Here is a 17,801-nt window from a genome sequence, read left to right on the forward strand (position 1 = left end):
AGGCGATAGCCTGGGAGGGTGAGGGGTTACGAGGTCTGACGGCGTGCCGGCGCTCCGTCGAACGCCGTAACCCCTCACCCCGACCCTCTCCCTATGGGAGAGAGAGCTTCCTCACCCCTTCGGCGGGGCCTCGACTTCGGAATAGGCCAGCACGGCCGGCGGCAGGCGCAGGCCCTGGACCTCGATGGCGGCGACGGCGGCGTTCAGTTCGGCGAGCTCGGTAGTCGTGAACACCACCCCGGCCGAGCCGACGTTCTGAAGCATGTGGGCCATCTGGGTGGTTCCCGGGATCGGCACGACCCACGGCCGCTGGGCCCGCAGCCAGGCCAGGGCGACCTGGCCGGGGGCGCAGCCCTTGCGACGGGCCCAGTCCTTGACCAGCGCCGCCAGGGCCAGGTTGGCCGGCAGGTTCTCGGCCGCGAACCGGCCTTCCAGCTTGCGGATGTCGCCGTCGGCGTAGCGGGTGCGCTCGTCGATCGCGCCATCGAGGAATCCGACACCCAGCGGGCTCCAGCACACCAGGCCGATCCCCAGCTCCTCGCAGGCCTTCAGCACCCAGGCCTCGGGTCCGCGCCACAGCATCGAATACTCGTTCTGGACGGCGGCCAGCGGCAGTTCGGCGTGGGCGCGGCGCAGGGTCTGGGGCCCCATCTCGCACAGGCCCCAGTGCAGCGCCTTGCCCTGCGCCACCAGGTCCTTGACCGCGCCGGCCACGTCCTCGATCGGCACGGCGGGATCGACGCGGTGCTGGTAGAGCAGGTCGATGCGGTCGGTGCGCAGGCGCTTGAGCTGGGCCTCGACCACCGCCTTGATGTGGTCGGGGCGGCTGTTGAGCCCGCCGCTGCGCACGCCGGTGTCCATGTCGATGTCGAAGCCGGACTTGGTGGCGATCACCACCTCGTGGCGGAAGGGCGCGACGGCGACGCCCAGCAGAGCCTCGTTGGCGAACGGGCCATAGGCCTCGGCGGTGTCGAACAGGGTCACGCCCGCGTCGAAGGCCGCCCGGATCACCGCCACGGCCTCGTCGCGCAGCGCAGCCGGGCCGTAGCCCGCGCTCAGGCCCATGCAGCCATAGCCGAGGGCCGAGACTTCCAGGCCCTGGCCGAGTTTGCGCTTCTGCATCTTGGATCTCCTTGCGGCGAACGCGGAGCCCCCGGCGCCTTCGCAGGCCGAGCAAGATAGGCCTGGCCCTTTCACGTCATTAGACGCGATAATCGGCATGTTGTTTTTAGCAGGACTTACAAATGATCCTGCGCCTCGACGACCTCGCCGCCTTCGCCCTGGTGGCCAAGGAGCGCAGCTTCACCCGGGCCGGGGCCAAGCTGGGCGTGTCGGCCTCGGCGCTGAGCCAGACGATCAAGGGCCTGGAGGCGCGGCTGGGCCTCAGACTGCTGGCGCGCACCACCCGCAGCGTGTCGCCCACGGAGGCCGGCGAGCGCCTGCTGACGACCCTGGCGCCGCGGCTGGAGGAGATCGAGGAGGCCGTCGCCGCGCTGAGCGAACTGCGCGAGCGGCCGGCCGGCACCATCCGCATCACCGCCGGCGAGCACGCAGCCCAGTCGGCCCTGCAACCGGGCCTGGGCGCCTGCTGCCCGACTACCCCGACATCCGCGTCGAGATCACCGTCGACTACGGCCTGGTCGACATCGTCGCCGAGGGCTTCGACGCCGGGGTGCGGCTGGGCGAGCAGGTGGCCAAGGACATGATCGCCCTGCGCATCGGCCCCGACCTGCGCATGGCCGTGGTCGGCTCGCCGGCCTATTTCGCCACCCTCCCGCGGCCCCTGACGCCGCAGGACCTGACCGAGCACAACTGCATCAACATGCGCCTGCCCACCTATGGCGGAATGTTTGCCTGGGAGTTCGAGAAGGACGGCCGCGAGGTGAAGGTGCGGGTCGACGGCCAGCTGGTGGTCAACACCATCCGCCAGCGGCTGGACGGCGCGCTGCAGGGACTGGGCCTGGCCTACATGCCCCAGGACGTGGCCGCGCCTTACCTGGCGAGCGGCGAGCTGGCGGCGGTGCTGGAGGACTGGTGCGAGCCGTTCTCCGGCTACCACCTCTATTATCCGAGCCGCCGGCACGCCTCGCCGGCCTTCTCGAAACTGGCCGAGGCCCTGCGCTGGCGGGGCGGCTGATACAGATCTAAGGCCGAAAAACCTGCGTTCAAGCATTGGCGGGCGGCGAAATATGCGCAGTCTGCGGGGTCTTCTCGACGCGGAGGCGACCATGACCACGACCTATTATCACGGCACGAAGGCGGATCTTGCGATCGGCGACCTGATCGAGGCCGGCCGGGTCTCGAACTACGGATCGCGCAGGGCGGCCGTCTTCGTCTACTTCGCCGCCACCTTGGACGCCGCGACCTGGGGCGCGGAGCTGGCGCAGGGCGAGGGGCGCGAGCGGATCTACGTCGTCGAGCCGACCGGCCCGTTCGAGGACGACCCCAACGTCACCGACAAGAAGTTCCCCGGCAATCCGACGCGGTCGTACCGCACCCGCGACCCGCTGCGCGTCGTCGGCGAGGTCGAGGGCTGGACCGGCCATGCGCCCGAGCAGCTGGCGGCCATGCGCCAGCACCTGGAGGCGCTGAAGCGGCAGGGGATCGAGGCGATCGAGGATTAGCCTTCCAAGGCGTGTCGGCATCCGAGGCTTGAGACGAAACCTCGTCCTTCGACAGGCTCAGGATGAGGTTTTCCGCCGCTCGGCCTTTGCATGATCCTCATCCTGAACTTGTCGAAGGACGAGGATCACGCACCGAGCACGAGCCCCTACCCCCGCCCCGTCTCGCCCAGCACCTTGCAGAGCGCCGCGGCCAGGATCTCCCAGGGCTCGCCGGGCTCGGGGTCGAGGCGGGCGCGGATGTCGCGGGCCAGGGCGGCGGGGTCGAGGGCGCCGGCCGCCTCGAGCGAGCGGCACAGCGGCAGGTAGGTGGCGGCGAACAGGCGCACGATGTCCTCGCCGGTGAAGGCCGGCACGTCTGGGCCTGGCAGGCCGGGAGGATCGGAAGGGCCGGCGGGCGGCATCGTTGAGGGAACTCCTGGTGCTGGGCGCGGCTCCTGCCCGAAGATCGCCGGTCGCGCCTTGATCCGGATCAAGGCCGCCCGCCGCGCGGCGTGGGACCTCGCCCCCCCAAAGAGGAAGAGCAGAGCCCCATGCCCAATGACGTCCGATCGACGCTCGCCCGCCATCACCTCGACATCGGCGCCGACTACGTGCTGCGCAGCGCGGGGCTGCTGTCGTCGGTGTTCGACGGCGACATCATGCGCGGCCTGGTGTTCCTGACCGCGCTGCGGCTTTCGGCCCACGCGCCTCAGGACGCCTCCGGAGAGCGGCCGGTGCGGCTGACGGCCATCGCCCGCTCGATGGGCCTGCCGATCGAGACCACCCGCCGCCACCTGCTGAAGCTGCAACGCGACGGCTTCACCCTGCGCGCCGCCGGCGGCGGGGTGATCGCGGTGATCCCCGAACGGCCCGACATCGCCGAGGCCATGGCCGCCAACAGCGCCAACCTGGCCAGCCTGGCCGCGACGCTGGAGACGTTCGCCGGCTGAGCCGGCCGGGCGGCGGCAACCTCGATCGCCCTCGACCGTTTCCGCCGGACCGACGGCGGCGGCGCGAGGCGTGGATGAAAGCCAGCAGAGAACCCAAACGCGGCGGGGCGCGGGCCCTGCTGCTGGCGCTGGCGCTGGTTCCGGCGGCCTGCGCGCCCAGCCCCGAGGAGCAGGCGCGCCGCTCTATCGACAGCGGCCAGGCCGTGGCCGAGATCCAGACCTTCTTCGACGCCCGCGCCCAGGGCCTGCCGCTGGGCCAGTGCGCCGCGGTGCTGACCGGCGTCTCGCCGATCCAGATCAGCGACCGCACGGCCCGGCTCGACACCGTCCGCGCCCTGGTCGAGGTCGGCCTGCTGGAAGAGGTCGCCGGCGCGCCGAGCGGCGAGGTGCGGCTGGCCCCCACCCGCAAGGCCGCCCACTGGTTCCGCGTGCGCACGCGGAACCCGTCCCTGCCTTCCAGCATCGAGCTCTGCTACGCCCGCCGCAGGATCACCCGCGCCTGGCTGGTGGGCGAGGACGGCAAGACCCTGAACTTCGCCTATCGCCTGGTGGACGCCCCGGCCTGGACCGGCGATCCTCGCATGCGGGCGGCCTTCCCGTTCCTGGCGCCGGCCCTGTCGCAGGAACTGGTCGCCACCGGCATCGCCCCGTTCCGCGACGGCCGCTGGTTCCTCGACCTGGCCGACGAGGGCGTCACCCTGCCCGGCCAGGACGAAGGCTTCTACGCCTGCCCGGACGGCCGCGAACGGCCGGATCCGGGGTGTGGGGGATAGGGGTCAGTCGGACAGCGCGCCGGTGTAGTCGTACACCCGGGCCGTTCCCCGGCGGCCAACGGCAGCCACAGGTACGCTCCAGTCGCGGCTGAGGTGTCCGGGCGCCTGCGAACTCAGCACCGCGACGTTAGCGACACCGAACATGTTGTCCTCGATGAGCCGTTTCCAGGAATAGACCCGAACGGCCAACTCATGGTCCGAATGCTCGACCTCTCCTCGAACGAAGGGTGCGGCGCTGACACTGACGAGATTCTCGAAGTGCAGGTCCTCGAGCACGGCCCTGCAATGGCTCACGACCTCGTCCGGTGATTGCTGCTCGTCACAGAGAATGACCGACTTCCCCAGGAACGCGCCGTCAGACGCGATATCGAGGAAAAAGCGCCTCATGCAGGTCGTCAGGGCCTCGGACCAGGCGCCCACGTCGGGCGCGATGTGTTCGCTGACCCTTTCGATCGGCGCCAGATAGCCGTCAGCGATGGCGTCGGCGACTTCATAACCGAAGACGATGCTGTCCACGAACGCCGGCTCCGGCGCCAGGTTGACCCACTTCACGACACTGGGGCTGTAGACGACGATCTGCTTGAGCGAGATGCCGGCCGTACCGTACCGATCGGGTTCCACGTCCATATACACGACATGGCTGAAGGCGCTCAGATCGTCGCCGGTCAGCTCCGCAAATTCGACGACGGAGCAGAAGATAGCCCGCTCGGTGGGATAGCCTAGCGAACTGAACCGTCTCATCAATTGACGCACGACGACCCGGTTTGGCGCGACGACGAGCACGCCGCGACAATCGGGCTCGGCCGCCAGTCGCTCCATCAACGCGACCACGACGCCGCTCTTGCCCGTGCCCAGAGGCATGGATACGGCCGCCCGGTCCCCGCCCTTCCGCAAGCGCTCGATAACGGCCTCGACGGCCTGTCGCTGATATGGACGAAGCTCGGCGGACACGTCTTCGTCCAGGCCCGCATCGCCGAACACCGCCCCCGCCGTGCGGGCCCGGCTAAGATCCGCGCCCGTCAGGTCGGCGCCGGTGAAGTCGAAGCCGGCCAGGTCGGCGGCCCCGAAATCCACGCCGCGCAGGTTGGCGTGGCGAAAGTCGCGGCGGGGGTCGAGGCCGGCCAGCGCCACGAGGGTCGCGAAGTCCGCGGCCGAAGCCTCGCGCAGCGCCCGCACGACGCCCTTCTGTTCGTCGGTCAGGATCATTGCGCCGCTCCGATCGCCAGGACCACACGGCTGAGGCTGACGTCGCCGGTGGCGTGGTTCGCCCGGCCGAGGCATTTGTCGAGGAAGATCCCCAGGATCCGCTCGCTGGTCACCGACAGGGCCTCGGCCTTCGCCGCCTCGAAGGTGTAGACGACGTCGGTCTTGGCGCAGCTCAGGTTCAGCTCGACATGGGCGACCTCGCCGTCGCAGCGGATCGCGCACAGCGCCTCGTCGCCCAGCGCCTTGCGCAGCAGGACGCCGCCCTCGATCGGACCGGTGATGGCCCAGTGATTGTCGCCGCCCGCGACGACGAAGGGCGAACCGACCTCCGTGTCGCCCAGGCGAGCGCCCGTCATGGCGCAGCCGGTCAGGGACAGCTGCAGGCTGGCTTCACGCAAGCCGTAGGTGACGCGCAGGTCGTCGACGTCGAAGCCCCATCGACCGAAGCGGAGCTCGGGCAGCAGGTCGAACACGGCCGGCGTGCTGCCCTGGGTCGTGTCGACGGTCAGTTCCGCGCAGCGAGGCACGCCGTTGGTCGGCTCATTGCGGGTGAAGGCTCGGCGCGGCGCGACGTTCTCCGAGCCTGTCCCGCTCCCTCCCGGCGGCGGAACGTCGACGCCCAGGCCCGCGAGGAACGTCGTCGCGGTGTCTTCCCAACGGCAGCCGAACTTCTCGATCAGGGTTCGCTTGAGCGTGCGCGCATCGGCCTTGGCGCCCTTCAGGTCGTTCCAGATATCGACGATCGACTTGGCGACCTCGTCGACGTCCTGCGCCCTGTACGAGGCGTCGCCGGTCTCGCCGGCGATGCCGACGTCGCGGACGCAGCCCTTGGCGGCGCCTCCGGCGGAGCAAATCAGGTCGTAGAGGCCGCTCTCGCGGCTGACGATCAGCGGCGTCTCGGCGGCGATCGCCTCCCAGCCCACCAGGCCGAAGCCCTCGTGCAGCGACAGCATCATCGACAGGTTGCAGCTCGACAGCGTTCCAAACAGCTTGTCGGCGTCTTCCTCGTAACTGAGCGTGAAAACGGTCAGCAGCTCGCCGGCCGCATGCTTGGCGATCTCGCGCGGGTCCTCCTCGGGCTTGAGGTCCTTGGCCGCGGCGCCGACGGCGTAGAGGCTGGCGTCCCGCACGCCCTTTCGTCCGCCGGCCTTGACCCGCTTGAAGGCCTCGCCGAAGGCGGCCGCGGCCAGCCGCCCCTGCTTGATGCGGTCGCTGTCGCGATCCAGCCGGCCGAAGGTGATCGCCCGCAGCACCTCGTCGGAGGACGTTTCCGAGGGCAGGCCCGCCGGAAAACCGGGAACCAGCTGCGTCACCTCCCGCCCCGAAAGCGCCCGGCAGCTGTTTTGCAGCTTGGGCCCGACGCCGAAGAGCACGGCGTCGCGCTTGAAGAGCGCCCGCTGGCGGTCGACCTTGAACATGACGGAGTCGGCGTCAGCCGACTTCAAGCCCTGATAGGCGTGGTAGTTCATGTGGTGGATCAGGGCGGGCCGGCCTTGAAAGCGGGCGCCGTAGAGGGCGGCCTCGCCCGAGACCACGTCGTGGCCGACCCACCAGTCGACCTCCTGGCCCGGACGCTCCGCCTTCATCCAGTCGAGCACATAGTGCGCCCAGGTCTCGTCGAACTCGGCCGCCTTGCTCTTGCTGATCGGGATCAGCGTGACCCCGCGGCTGGCGGCGCCCGCGATCTCCTGCCCGCTGGGCGCGACCACCGCGCAGTAGATGTTTCCGCTGCGGCCCAGCCGCGCGGCCAGGGCGACGCAGAGGTCCTCGTTGAAGGCGTTGACCCCGCCGTGCTTGCGCCCCCACGCCGTCGTCAGCAGAACGATGTTGGTCATCACCCGCGCCCCTTCCCCTGCCTGGCCGCCGGCGTCGGCGACGCGAGGCTCTGCGGGAGCGGGCAACGCGCGACGACGGCCAAACCTTGCTATGCGGGTCGGCCGGGCTTTGCAACCGAGGGGCGCGCGACTCAGGCCGCGCTCGCGCCACCTCCGGCCATCACCCGCAGCTCGTACACCACCACAGGCTTGCCGCCGTCCGCCTCGATGCGCACGCGGGCGGGCGCGGCGCCCGGCGGCAGCGGCAGGTCGACGGCGAAGAAGCCGTCGCGCTTGCCGGCCGGAGTCGTGAACACGCCGACCGGCGCGCCGTCGGCCAGCACCCGGGCCGACTGGCCCACGTCGGCGCCCCAATAGACCAGTTGCAGGGTCAGCGGGCCGGCGCGGCGAGCCAGGGTGGCCTCCAGCCAGCCGCCGCCGGGGTTCAGCTTGCGGCCGCTGCGGCCGTTCAGCTGGATGATCTCGCCGTTCGCGGCCGCGACCCTGTGGTCGACCTCGGGCTGCTGCTCGCCCAGATAGACGGTGTCGACGGTGCGGGCGACGGTGTCGATGCGCGCCTCCTCGGCCGCCAGGAAGGCCTTGCCCTCGGCCGCCCAGCGGGCCTTGGTGAAGGTGGGCAGGTAGACGGCGGTGCGATTGTCGTACTGGGCGTAGAACGGGGTGAAAACCACCGGCTCGCCCTGGACCGTGCGGCCGACATAGGTGTGCTCGTCCCGGCCGAGCTTGCGCAGCAGGCCCGCCGGCGGCCCCTCGCCGCGCAGGGCCGGCGCCGCCCGCTCGAACGGCCGGTCGGCCAGCCCCACGTCGGCGGCCAGCACCAGCGGCCCCGAGACGAAGGCGGTCAGGTTCGGATCGTCCGGCGTCGGCTCGGCCCGCAGGTGCGCCGGCAGGCTCAGCTCGATCCGGTCGCCGGCTCCCCAGCGGCGCCGGATGCGCAGATAGCCGTCCCCGCCGCCCGCCCCCAGCAGCCTGCCGTTCACGCGGACCTGCGGGTTGGCGCACCAGGCCGGCAGGCGCAGGGCGATCTCGCGCTCGCCATGCGGGGCGCGGGCGATGGTCAGGGCGATCTTGCTCCCGGCGGGATAGGCCGTGTCGAGGTCGATGGCGAAGTCGCCGTCCGGCAGGTCGAGCCGCGAGGGGATGAAGAGGTTCAGGTAGAGGGTCTCGCCGCCCGTCCACCAGATGCTGTCGGCGTGCTTGGCGTGGCTCTCCATGCCCGAGCCCACGCAGCACCAGAAGCTGTCCTCATAGGTGGAGTAGCTGCGCCGCCCGCCCGCCGCCATCGGCATGAAATAGACGAAGCGGCCGTCGCCGGGCCGCTGGTGGGCCATGATGTGGTTGAGTTGGGCGCGTTCGTAATAGTCGAACAGGGCGCCGTCCGGCTTCCAGCTCCACAGGTGGCGGGTCAGCTTCAGCATGTTGTAGCTGTTGCAGGCCTCGCAGGTGGTCTCGGCCATGTGGCGGGCGATCTGGCGCGGCTTGCCAAAGTGCTCGCGGTCGGAATTGCCGCCGATGACATAGCTGTGGTCGCGGGTCACGGCGCGGTGGAAGAACCGCGCGGCGATCGCCTCGCCGGGATCGTCGCCGGCCACCTCGTGCAGCCGCGCCAGACCGATGACCTTGGGGATCTGGGTGTTGGCGTGCAGGCCGGCCAGCGCGTCGCGCTCGGCGGCGATCGGGTCGAGCACGGCCTTGTGGCGCAGGCGCCGGGCGACCTTCAGCCAGCGCTTGTCGCCGGTCAGGGCGTAGGTCTGGGCGTAGGCCTCGTTGATCCCGCCGTGCTCGGTGACGAGGATCTTCTGCACCTGCTCGTCGGAGAGGCCGTCGATCACGCCCGCGAAATAGCCGGCGACCCCGACCGCCACGTCCAGCGCGCCGGGCGTTCCCGCCAGTTCATGGGCGTCCAGCAGGCCGGCATGCACCTTGTGCCAGGTGTAGACCGGCACCCAGCCGTCGTTGAGGCTGAAGCGCGAAGACCGGATGTCGCCCCGGCGCAGTTCCTCGAACACCTGCTTGCCGCCGACCGGATCGTCCTGGCCCCAGCGGGTGGTCCCGCCCACATAGCCGTCGCCGTGGGCGGCCTGCACGCGGGCCAGCTCGGCCACCGTATAGGCCAGCCGCTCGCGCAACACCGGGTCGCCGGTGTGGGCCACCTGCAGCGAACACGCCGTCAGCCAATGGCCCAGGGTGTGGCCGGCGATGCTCTGGGCCTCCCAGCCGCCATAGACCGGCGCCTTGACCGGCAGGCCCGCGCCCTTGTGGAAGTTGTGCAGCAGCCGGTCGGGCGACAGCGAGACCAGATAGGCGCGGTTGGCGTCCTGCGCCCGGCTGAAGATCGACGGCTTCAGGGCGATGTGACGCGCGGGCACGGGCCGGACGGCGATCCGGGCGGCGTCCACGGCGATCGGGGCGGCCCCCGCGGCCCCGCCGGCGAAGGCCAACGCGGTCGAGGCCAGCAGGAAGCCCCGGCGCGTCGCCGCCCCGCCGCCCAAGTCGTTCCCCGCCATGCTCCACCCCAAGGCTATTTGTCAGACAATTAGCCGGAAGAGAGCATGGCAGGCGGCGGGGCTCAAGGGGGCGGGTGGACGTCGAGGCGGGACGCCAGCACGCCGAACACCCCGGCCGTCCGCCAGCGCTCGTGCGAACCGACGACATAGAGCGCCTCCTTGGCTCGCGTGACAGCGACGTTGAGCAGATTGGGCTCGCCACCGGCCCAGCCCCGCGCCCCGGCCTGTTGGGACAGGGGCGCGCCGAGTACGAAGATCACGGCCTCGGCCTCGCGTCCCTGGACGGTATGCACCGTACCCACCCGCTCGCGGGTCCAGGCCCCGACGTCACGCGCGACGCCATCCAGAACGCCCGTCTCGATGATCAGCCGGCGCAGGCCTTCGGCCACCGCCACGAAAGGCGTCACGATGTAGAGATCGAGCGCAATCCCGGCCTCGACCAGCCTCCTCAGCAGGTCGATCACCACCGCCCCCTCCTCTGGCGACCACTTGTCCTGGGCCGAGCCTTGAACGTCGATCCAGCGGGAAGGGCCCAGAGCCTTGGCGATCGGCGACGCCTCGGGAACCTTGGCCTGCACCATCTTCCCCGAATAGGCCACCCGGTTGGAGATCCCGAACATGGGCTCGGCGCAGCGACGGTGCACCAGCAGCGGCACGCCGACCGTTCGACTGCCCACGCCGGCCTGAAACTCGGCCATGTAGGGCGTTGCGCTGTCGGCGAGGGTCTGGGTCGAGGCGCCTGGGGCGTTGAAGGGATCGGGATCGACGCCGAACCGCCGATGAATGGCGGCTGTCAGGCTTTCGGGCAGGGTGACGACGGGCGGAATCTGCACTGGATCGCCGACGATCACCGCCCGTTTGACCCGCATCAGCGCCCCGACGGCGGCCTGCGGAAGCGCCTGACCGGCCTCGTCGATCAGCAGCCAGCCCAGCGAACCGGGCGGCAATCGCCCGAGCATCTTGTCGACCGAGGCGAAGGTGGTCGAAAGCGCCGGCACGACGAGGAACAGCGACGACCAAAGGTCGGGGATCAGGGCGTCCTTCTCGGCGTCGCCCAGGCTCGCGCCGCCAAGCACGTTCATCATCGCCCCGAGATTGTGGCGCAGCGGCTTGGCGGCCGCGTCGATGAAGGCCTTGTGCAAGGCCATGGCGGCGATGAAGACATCGTCGCGCGCCCGCTGAGCGGCGACGTCCAGCCACGGTGCGGCCTTCTGCCAGGTCGCCTCGTCGCGCGCGAAGAACGCCGCGTCGACGAAGCGCTCGCCGATCTCCAGCCGGCGCCGGTCGGCCGCGTCCGCCGCGCGATCCAAGTCCGCCCGCGCCGGCGCCAACGATGGGGTCCTGGGCGCGAGTTCGACCATCGCGTCCTGCAAGGTCGCGGCCAGGGCCTTGTCGATAACCGGACCCGCCGCGGCCAGATCGCGACGCGCGACCTCCCTGGCGTCGAGCGCCGCCTTCCGCCAAGTGCGGAAGGTACGCGTAAAGAACAGGCGCGACCAGAACCCGGGGCGGCGCGACGCCAGATCGACCCAGGCGTTCACCGACCTGCGCAGAGCCGGCAGCCGCGCGGCCGCGATCCGGGCAAATTCCAGCTCGTTCAGCGTCGCGCGGCTGGCCGCGAGAGCGGTGTTGAACCGTCGACGCGCCTGTTCCCAACGCTCCAGGGCGTCGAACTGGTCGCGCGGCGGGTCCTCCTGCTTGACGATCCGCGGCTTGCGGGCCGGACCGTTCTCGTCGGCCTCGACAAGGCTTTCGTTTCCGGCCGCGGCGGACAGATAGGTCGACAGTCCAACCTCCTTGTCCCACCAGAAGGTCTGGCTGAAGCGGTAGCGGTTGCCCGCATTGCCCAGCACCGCCGCGCCCAGCCCCCAGGTCGGACGCTCCAGCAACTGGTCCGACAGGCTCCTGAAGTAGCGCAGGTTCGGCGCGTCCTCGGCCACGGCGCCAGCGCCGGGCAGCTCGGCGCTGACGTTCTCGACCGCGCCGTTGTTCGACGAGGCCACCAGCATCTCGAAGCCCTTCAGGCGCTCGTCCAGGCGGTAGAGGTGCAACCAACCGGCGCCGGCTTTGATCTTCTTGCCCGTCGTGTGGAAGGCGTCGGCCGGATTGGCGAAGGTCGCCATGGCTTGCGCCCGCTGGGTCACCAGCGCCGCGACCAGGTCGCGCAGCAGTGTGGTCTTTCCCGTTCCAGGCGGCCCGTTCACGGCCAGGACGCCGTCCGCCTTGGCCTCCTCCAGGGCCAGATTGACTGCCGCCTGCTGCAACAGAGCCAGCGGATGGCGGCCCTTGCCCGGCCAGCGCCCAGGCGAGTAGCGGGCTGGATCCAAGGCCCTGGCCAACGCCGCGCGATCGGTGAAAAGGTCTGGACGGTCCGCCGGCCGGAGCACGCCGAGATAGCGTTTGAGCAGATCCGGCGCCGCGTCGCGCGCGAACAACTCCCGCGCCCGGGCCAAGTCCTTCAGATAGAAGCTGTTGAGCAGCAGCGGCTCGGGCGGCTCGGCGCTCCTGAAGGGCACGAGGCTGCGGATAGCGAAGCTCGGCGGCTTGACCAGGTCGTCCGGCAGGCCGAGCACGCCGACCAGCCAGCGATAGGCGCCGTCGATCATCGCAAGGGTCAGCGGCTTGGCCTCGCCCTTGCGGTCGAGGATGCGGACACGCTCGGTCAGGCCGGCCTTCAGCCCCGCCTCGACAGCCGGCCACTGCGCCAGTCGATCAAGCCCCCCGGCCAGGGCCGTCGGCAGGCCCCAGCCGAAGCTGGCCACATGCGCGGGATCGTCCTCGACGGGGCGTCCCTCCTTGTCGACGATCACCACCGCCAGGATCGCCTGTCCGCTGACGCCGGGACGCTCCGCCCGCTTGTCGGCATAGAGGCCAAGCAGCCCCTTGACCGCTTCGGGCAGATCGATCGTCCCGAGAACGACCTGATAATAAAGGCGCGAGCCTGGCCTCCCCTTCAGCCCGCGCTCCCAGGGCAGGTCGCCGTCCAGCTTGGCCACGGCGGCGCGATCGCCCCCCGCCAGTTGCTCGACGCGCCGGAAGCTGGGCGGCGACAGCACCTCCAGGGCCGTCCACGCATCCAGCACGCCTACGGGGGTGTTTGACTGCGGAGGATAGGGCTTCGGGTCGGGCCGAGCGGGTGCCGCGCCTTCGGCATGATTGGATGGTTCCGGCCGACGCGGCGCGTCTTTGTCAGGCTGGGAGGCGGCGACGAAATGGGCAGGGGAGACTTTCGGCTTTCGAGGCGCTTTTGCATGGCCAGCGAGATCGGCCGCGACCTTCGTCGCGAGAGCCCGACCGCGGGGCCTCTTGAGGCGGTGAACAAGCTCTGCCTCCAGCACCTTCAGGCGCGCGATGTCACCCGATGCGTTCTTGTACTCTCGCTCCAGGTCCTCGATGGACGCGTTGAAGAACGGCCGATTCATGTACGCCCCCTGACTGAACTCCACGCTTAGACGAGCCCGAACGATCGATGCAACTTAACCCCTTCCCCCATCGTCAGCCCACTTAACCAAAAACCGACGTTTCGTGGTCATGGTGAAACCGGACAGCTTCCGGCCGCCTTCGGTGGGAAGCCTGGGGGTTTGAGGACTTGGGTTTCGGCCGCTTCGACATCGCGAGCGATCGCGCGGCGCTGTGGCGTCGCTGGCGGCGGCCGGCGGGGCTGACGCTCGCCTATGTGGCGTCGATGGCCTACAGCCTGTTCCTGACCGGGGCGGCGCAGGAGATCGCCACCATCTGGACGGCCAACGCCGTCATCATCGCCGGCCTGATGACCCTGGACCGCCGGCGCGGCGCGATGCTGCTGGCGGTGACCAGCGTGCTGCACCTGCTGCTCAGTCTCGCCACCAGCAACAGCAGCGCCTTCGCTCTGGCCGTGACCATCCTCGACGGCGTGCAGATCGCCGCCACGGCCTTCGCCCTGCGGCTGCTGCGGCTGCCGGGCAAGGTGCGCAGCATGCGCGGCCTCCTGGTGCTGACGGCGGTGTCGGCGGTGTTCACGGCGGCGACCTCGATCGCCGTCAACGGCGTGGCCTCGATGGCCGAGGGCGGCGGCTTCTGGACCGGCTGGAGCGGCTGGACCACCAGCAACGTGCTGGGCGTGGCCATCGCCCTGCCGACCATACTGATCCTGCTGGACCGCCGCCACGCCGAGGCCTTCCCGGTGCGCGGCTGGCTGGAGCCGGCCGCCGGCCTGGTGGTGATCGCCGCGGTGTCGTGGACGGTGTTCACCGGCCCGCCGCAGATGCGGGTGCTGGTGTTCGCCCCAGTGCTGCTGGCGGCGTTCCGCGGCGGCCCGCGGGCGGCGGCGCTGTCGGTGATGGCGGCCCTGGCCTTCGCCATTCCCGCCGTGCTGTCGATCGTCGGCCTGGACCCCAAGGCGGCGGCCGAGCCGATGCGCCACCTGCTGCTGTTCCACATCGTGCTCTATGCGGTGAGCATGGCCGCGGCCCTGGCGCTGAGCCGCCAGGCGCGGCTGTCGGCCCTCCTGGTGCGCCGCCAGGCGGCCGCCCGCGCCGCGCAATCCCGGGCGCAAGCCGCCAACGCCGCCAAGTCCGACTTCCTGGCGACGATCAGCCACGAGATCCGCACCCCGCTCAACAGCATTCTCGGCTTCGCCGCCCTGGTGGCCGAGGACGCCGAGCTTTCCCCCGAAAACCGCCGCCGGCTGGATCTGGTCGGCCGCGCCGGCCGCTCGCTGGCCGAGATCGTCAGCGACCTGCTCGACTTCGCCAAGGTCGAGGCCGGCCGCCTGGAGCTCGTATTGTCCCCCGCTTCCCCCGCCGCCCTGCTGCGCGACGCCGCCGCCATCATCGCCCCCGAAGCGGAGGCCAAGGGCCTGACCGTGACCGTCGAGGTCGAGGGCCGCGGGGAGCAGGACCCCGAAGCGCTGTTCTGCCTGGACGAGACGCGCCTGCGCCAGGTGCTGCTTAACCTGCTCAACAACGCCGTGAAGTTCACGACGGCCGGCGGGGTCACCGCGCGCCTGTCGATCGGGCCTGATCCGGGCCTGCTGCGCTTTTCGGTGGCCGACACCGGCATCGGCATCGCGCCCGAGGTGCAGGCGCGGCTCTTTCAAAGGTTCAGCCAGGCCGACAGCTCGATCAGCCGCGCCTATGGCGGCACGGGCCTTGGGCTGGCGATCAGCAAGGCGCTGGTCGGCCAGATGGGCGGGACGATCTGGGTCGAGAGCGCGCTGGGCCTGGGCGCGGTGTTCCACATCGCCTTGCAGGCGCAGCCCGCGCAGGCGCCCGCGCCCGTCGAGGTCGCCGGCCCCGAGCGCGCCGCCGCCCGCGTGCTGCTGGTCGACGACCACCCGATGAACCGCGAGCTGGGCGACGCCTTGCTGACCCTGGCCGGCTGCCAGGTGTTCACCGCCGAGGACGGCTTCCAGGCCGTGGAGGCCGCCCGCACCGGCGGCTTCGACCTGATCCTGATGGACGTGCACATGCCGGGCATGGACGGCCTGGCCGCCGCCCGCGCCATCCGCGCCCTCGACGGGTCGATGGCCGACACGCCGATCCTGGCGCTGAGCGCCGACGTGCTGCCCGAGCAGGTGGCCCGCTGCCGCGCCGCCGGCATGGACGGCCACGTGGCCAAGCCGATCCGCCGCGACGAACTCCTGGCGGCGGTGTCGCGGGCGTTGAGCGACCCGCCGCAGCGCGACCGAACGTCGCATGGCGGCGTCGCACACGGAAAAAGCGGCTCGCCTTAACCCTTTTTCGGTCCGGGCGTGATGGGTGGAGTTTCCGGCCGCGCGAGCCGCCGGAGGGGGGAAGAGGGGCCTTGAACGCACGAGTCGACAGACGGGACGGCCCCTCGGGCGCCCCCGGCGCCAGCCCCGATCTGGCCGGCGTCCGCTGGGGACTGCTGGCGGCGCTGGTCTGCGCCTATGTCGGCGCGTTCCTGTTCAGCGACCTCCTGACCCGCGACTCCAACGGCATGCCGTCGCTGTGGCCGATGAACGCCATACTGGCGGCCGGCCTGCTGCGCATGGACGCTCTGGGCCGGCGGCTGCTGCTGGGCGTGGCCCTGGCCACCAACCTGACCGTCCACGCCCTGGCCGGCGATCCGTGGATCGTCATCGCCATCTACACCGCCTGCGACATGACCGAGAGCCTGGTCGCCGCAGCCCTTACCCGCCGGCTGCGCGGCCCGCGGCCGTCGATCCGCAGCGTGCGCCACGCCCTGGTGCTGGTGGCCGCCATGCTGCCGATCACCGTCACCGTCGCGGCCATCGGCGCCAGCCTGACGGCCGGGCCGGCCGGCGCGGACCTGTGGCCGTTCTTCACCGCCTGGGCGGCCTGCAACAGCATGGGCATGGTGATCGCCCTGCCCGCCGCCCTGGTGATCCTGGACCCCGCCAACGAAACGCCCTTCCGGCGGCCGCTGCCGGTGCAGGCGGTGCTCTACGCCCTGGTGGCGGGGGCGACGGTCTTCGCCTTCCTCAAGCCCAGCATGCCGATGCCGTTCCTGATCTTCCCGGCGGCGATGCTGGCGGCCTTCCAGATGGGCCCGCGCGGCGCGGCCTGGAGCGCGGTGATCGTCATCGCCATCACCGCCCCGATGACGGTGGCCGGCGAGGGCGTGGCGCGGCTGGCCCCGCGCTGGGCCGAGATCGACCGCATCCGCCTGGTCCAGGCCTTCGTCACCACCATCTTCTTCACCTGCCTGGCCGCGGCCCTGTCGCTCTACAAGGAACAGCGGCTGAAGGGCCTGATGGCCCGCCGCAGCGCCGCCGCCCGCGCCGCCCGCGCCCGCGCCCAGGCCGCCGGCCGGGCCCGCACCGACTTCCTGGCGACGATGAGCCACGAGATCCGCACGCCGCTCAACAGCGTGCTGGGTTTCGCGAACCTGCTGGCCGAGACCGAGGACGGCCTCAGCCCCGCCGGCCGCCGTAAACTCGAGCTGATCGCCCAGGCCGGCGGCTCGCTGGCCACCATCGTCGACGACATTCTGGACTTCTCGCGGCTTGAGGCCGGGCGCGTGGAGCTGCACCCCGAGGCCGTCGATCCGGCCGCCCTGCTGGCCGACGCCGCCTCGATCATCGCGCTGGACGCCCAGGCCAAGGGCCTGTCGCTGGCGGTCGAGGCGCGCCTGCCGGACGGCTTCGACTACGCCCTGGACCCGGCCCGCCTGCGCCAGGTGCTGCTGAACCTGCTCAACAACGCCGTCAAGTTCACCTCCAGCGGAGCGGTGCGGGCCAGCGTGAGCCTGGAGACCACCCATCCCGGCGGGCCCGAGCGCCTGCGCTTCACCGTCGCCGACACCGGCATCGGCATCGCCCCCGAGGTGCAGGGACGGCTGTTCCAGCGCTTTTCCCAGGCCGACAACTCGATCAGCCGGGCGTTCGGCGGGGCGGGCCTGGGCCTGGCGATCAGCAAGACCCTGGTCACCCGCATGGGCGGCGAGATCGGGGTGGTCAGCGCGCCGGGCCAGGGCGCGACGTTCTGGTTCACCACGCCCGCCGAGCCGGTCTGCGCCGCCGACGGCCCCGCTCCCGAGCAGGAGGCCGCCGCCCGGGTGCTGCTGGTCGACGACCATCCGATGAACCGCGAGCTGGGCGCGGCGATGCTGACCCTGGCCGGCTGCGCGGTCGAGACCGCCGAGGACGGCGACGAGGCCGTGCGCGCCGCCGCCCACGGCCAGTTCGACATCATCCTGATGGACATCCACATGCCGCGCATGGACGGCCTGGCCGCCGCCCGCGCCATCAAGGCCCTGCCCGGCCCCGCCGGCCGCGCGCCGATCATCGCCCTGTCGGCCGACGTCATGCCCCAGCAGATCGAGCGCTGCCGCCAGGCCGGCATGGTCGACCACGTCGCCAAGCCCATCCAGCGCGACGTGCTGATCGCGGCGCTGAACCGCTGGATCGGGGTGGAGACCGAGGCGGCCTGACCGAGGCGCTCGCCCGACCGGCGATCGATGT

General features: G+C 71.1%; 13 protein-coding genes. 7 read left to right on the forward strand and 6 right to left on the reverse strand.

What is annotated here, in order from left to right; all coding sequences use genetic code 11:
- Window positions 1-111: 111 nt before the first annotated feature.
- A complete protein-coding gene (locus SGCZBJ_RS13245) occupies window positions 112-1,122 on the reverse strand; it encodes an aldo/keto reductase (protein WP_205685384.1) in 1,011 nt (336 codons plus the stop codon).
- 122 nt (window positions 1,123-1,244) lie between these two features.
- On the opposite strand from SGCZBJ_RS13245, the gene SGCZBJ_RS26105 reads away from it, so the two are divergent.
- Genes SGCZBJ_RS26105 through arr form a run of 3 tightly spaced genes read left to right on the forward strand, consistent with a single transcriptional unit; the run spans window position 1,245 to window position 2,624 of the window.
- A complete protein-coding gene (locus SGCZBJ_RS26105) occupies window positions 1,245-1,706 on the forward strand; it encodes a LysR family transcriptional regulator (protein ID WP_240621502.1) in 462 nt (153 codons plus the stop codon).
- Complete coding sequence (locus SGCZBJ_RS26110; RefSeq protein WP_240621503.1) at window positions 1,637-2,137, forward strand: LysR substrate-binding domain-containing protein; 501 nt, start codon at window positions 1,637-1,639, stop codon at window positions 2,135-2,137. Before SGCZBJ_RS26105 ends, SGCZBJ_RS26110 begins: the two co-directional genes overlap by 70 nt.
- Window positions 2,138-2,189: 52 nt before the next feature.
- Window positions 2,190-2,624: an NAD(+)--rifampin ADP-ribosyltransferase gene (gene arr / locus SGCZBJ_RS13255; RefSeq protein ID WP_101718461.1), complete on the forward strand. Its 435-nt coding sequence runs from the start codon at window positions 2,190-2,192 to the stop codon at window positions 2,622-2,624.
- A gap of 146 nt (window positions 2,625-2,770) precedes the next feature.
- Here the strand turns inward: arr and SGCZBJ_RS13260 are convergent, their stop codons facing one another.
- The gene (locus SGCZBJ_RS13260; protein WP_101718462.1) at window positions 2,771-3,025 is read right to left on the reverse strand and encodes a hypothetical protein; all 255 of its coding nucleotides are present in this window, start codon (window positions 3,023-3,025) and stop codon (window positions 2,771-2,773) included.
- Window positions 3,026-3,154: 129 nt separating this feature from the next.
- Here SGCZBJ_RS13260 and SGCZBJ_RS13265 point away from each other — a divergent pair, with 129 nt between their 5' ends.
- Together SGCZBJ_RS13265 and SGCZBJ_RS13270 are read left to right on the forward strand one after the other, a co-directional pair.
- Entirely contained in the window at window positions 3,155-3,553 is a 399-nt protein-coding gene (locus SGCZBJ_RS13265; RefSeq protein WP_101718463.1) for a hypothetical protein, read from the forward strand.
- 74 nt (window positions 3,554-3,627) lie between these two features.
- Entirely contained in the window at window positions 3,628-4,326 is a 699-nt protein-coding gene (locus SGCZBJ_RS13270; protein ID WP_101718464.1) for a hypothetical protein, read from the forward strand.
- A 3-nt stretch (window positions 4,327-4,329) separates the two neighbouring features.
- Here SGCZBJ_RS13270 and SGCZBJ_RS13275 read toward each other — a convergent pair whose 3' ends face one another.
- The 4 genes from SGCZBJ_RS13275 to SGCZBJ_RS13290 form a co-directional block, all read right to left on the reverse strand.
- Window positions 4,330-5,532 (reverse strand): DEAD/DEAH box helicase family protein, encoded by a 1,203-nt coding sequence (locus tag SGCZBJ_RS13275; protein WP_205685385.1) that lies wholly within the window; start codon window positions 5,530-5,532, stop codon window positions 4,330-4,332.
- A complete protein-coding gene (locus SGCZBJ_RS13280; protein ID WP_101718466.1) occupies window positions 5,529-7,367 on the reverse strand; it encodes a glycosyltransferase in 1,839 nt (612 codons plus the stop codon). Before SGCZBJ_RS13280 ends, SGCZBJ_RS13275 begins: the two co-directional genes overlap by 4 nt.
- Window positions 7,368-7,498: 131 nt before the next feature.
- Window positions 7,499-9,874 carry a beta-L-arabinofuranosidase domain-containing protein gene (locus SGCZBJ_RS13285; RefSeq protein ID WP_101718467.1) on the reverse strand — a complete coding sequence of 792 codons (2,376 nt, stop codon included), beginning with the start codon at window positions 9,872-9,874 and terminating at the stop codon, window positions 7,499-7,501.
- 62 nt (window positions 9,875-9,936) lie between these two features.
- On the reverse strand, window positions 9,937-12,957 hold the full coding sequence (locus tag SGCZBJ_RS13290; RefSeq protein ID WP_101718468.1) for a DEAD/DEAH box helicase: 3,021 nt from the start codon (window positions 12,955-12,957) through the stop codon (window positions 9,937-9,939).
- Between the two features lie 506 nt (window positions 12,958-13,463).
- On the opposite strand from SGCZBJ_RS13290, the gene SGCZBJ_RS13295 reads away from it, so the two are divergent.
- A complete protein-coding gene (locus SGCZBJ_RS13295; protein WP_101718469.1) occupies window positions 13,464-15,587 on the forward strand; it encodes an ATP-binding protein in 2,124 nt (707 codons plus the stop codon).
- A gap of 71 nt (window positions 15,588-15,658) precedes the next feature.
- On the forward strand, window positions 15,659-17,770 hold the full coding sequence (locus SGCZBJ_RS13300; RefSeq protein ID WP_240621498.1) for an ATP-binding protein: 2,112 nt from the start codon (window positions 15,659-15,661) through the stop codon (window positions 17,768-17,770).
- The last annotated feature ends 31 nt before the right edge of the window (window positions 17,771-17,801 follow it).

Source organism: Caulobacter zeae (assembly GCF_002858925.1).
GTDB lineage: Bacteria > Pseudomonadota > Alphaproteobacteria > Caulobacterales > Caulobacteraceae > Caulobacter > Caulobacter zeae.

Bases quoted from the DNA above. Each gene is read 5' to 3' on its own strand.
- SGCZBJ_RS13245 (WP_205685384.1), bottom strand. From the start codon at position 1,122: ATGCAGAAGCGCAAACTCGGCCAGGGCCTGGAAGTCTCGGCCCTCGGC.
- SGCZBJ_RS26105 (WP_240621502.1), top strand. From the start codon at position 1,245: ATGATCCTGCGCCTCGACGACCTCGCCGCCTTCGCCCTGGTGGCCAAG.
- arr (WP_101718461.1), top strand. From the start codon at position 2,190: ATGCGCAGTCTGCGGGGTCTTCTCGACGCGGAGGCGACCATGACCACG.
- SGCZBJ_RS13260 (WP_101718462.1), bottom strand. From the start codon at position 3,025: ATGCCGCCCGCCGGCCCTTCCGATCCTCCCGGCCTGCCAGGCCCAGAC.
- SGCZBJ_RS13265 (WP_101718463.1), top strand. From the start codon at position 3,155: ATGCCCAATGACGTCCGATCGACGCTCGCCCGCCATCACCTCGACATC.
- SGCZBJ_RS13270 (WP_101718464.1), top strand. From the start codon at position 3,628: ATGAAAGCCAGCAGAGAACCCAAACGCGGCGGGGCGCGGGCCCTGCTG.
- SGCZBJ_RS13275 (WP_205685385.1), bottom strand. From the start codon at position 5,532: ATGATCCTGACCGACGAACAGAAGGGCGTCGTGCGGGCGCTGCGCGAG.
- SGCZBJ_RS13280 (WP_101718466.1), bottom strand. From the start codon at position 7,367: ATGACCAACATCGTTCTGCTGACGACGGCGTGGGGGCGCAAGCACGGC.
- SGCZBJ_RS13285 (WP_101718467.1), bottom strand. From the start codon at position 9,874: ATGGCGGGGAACGACTTGGGCGGCGGGGCGGCGACGCGCCGGGGCTTC.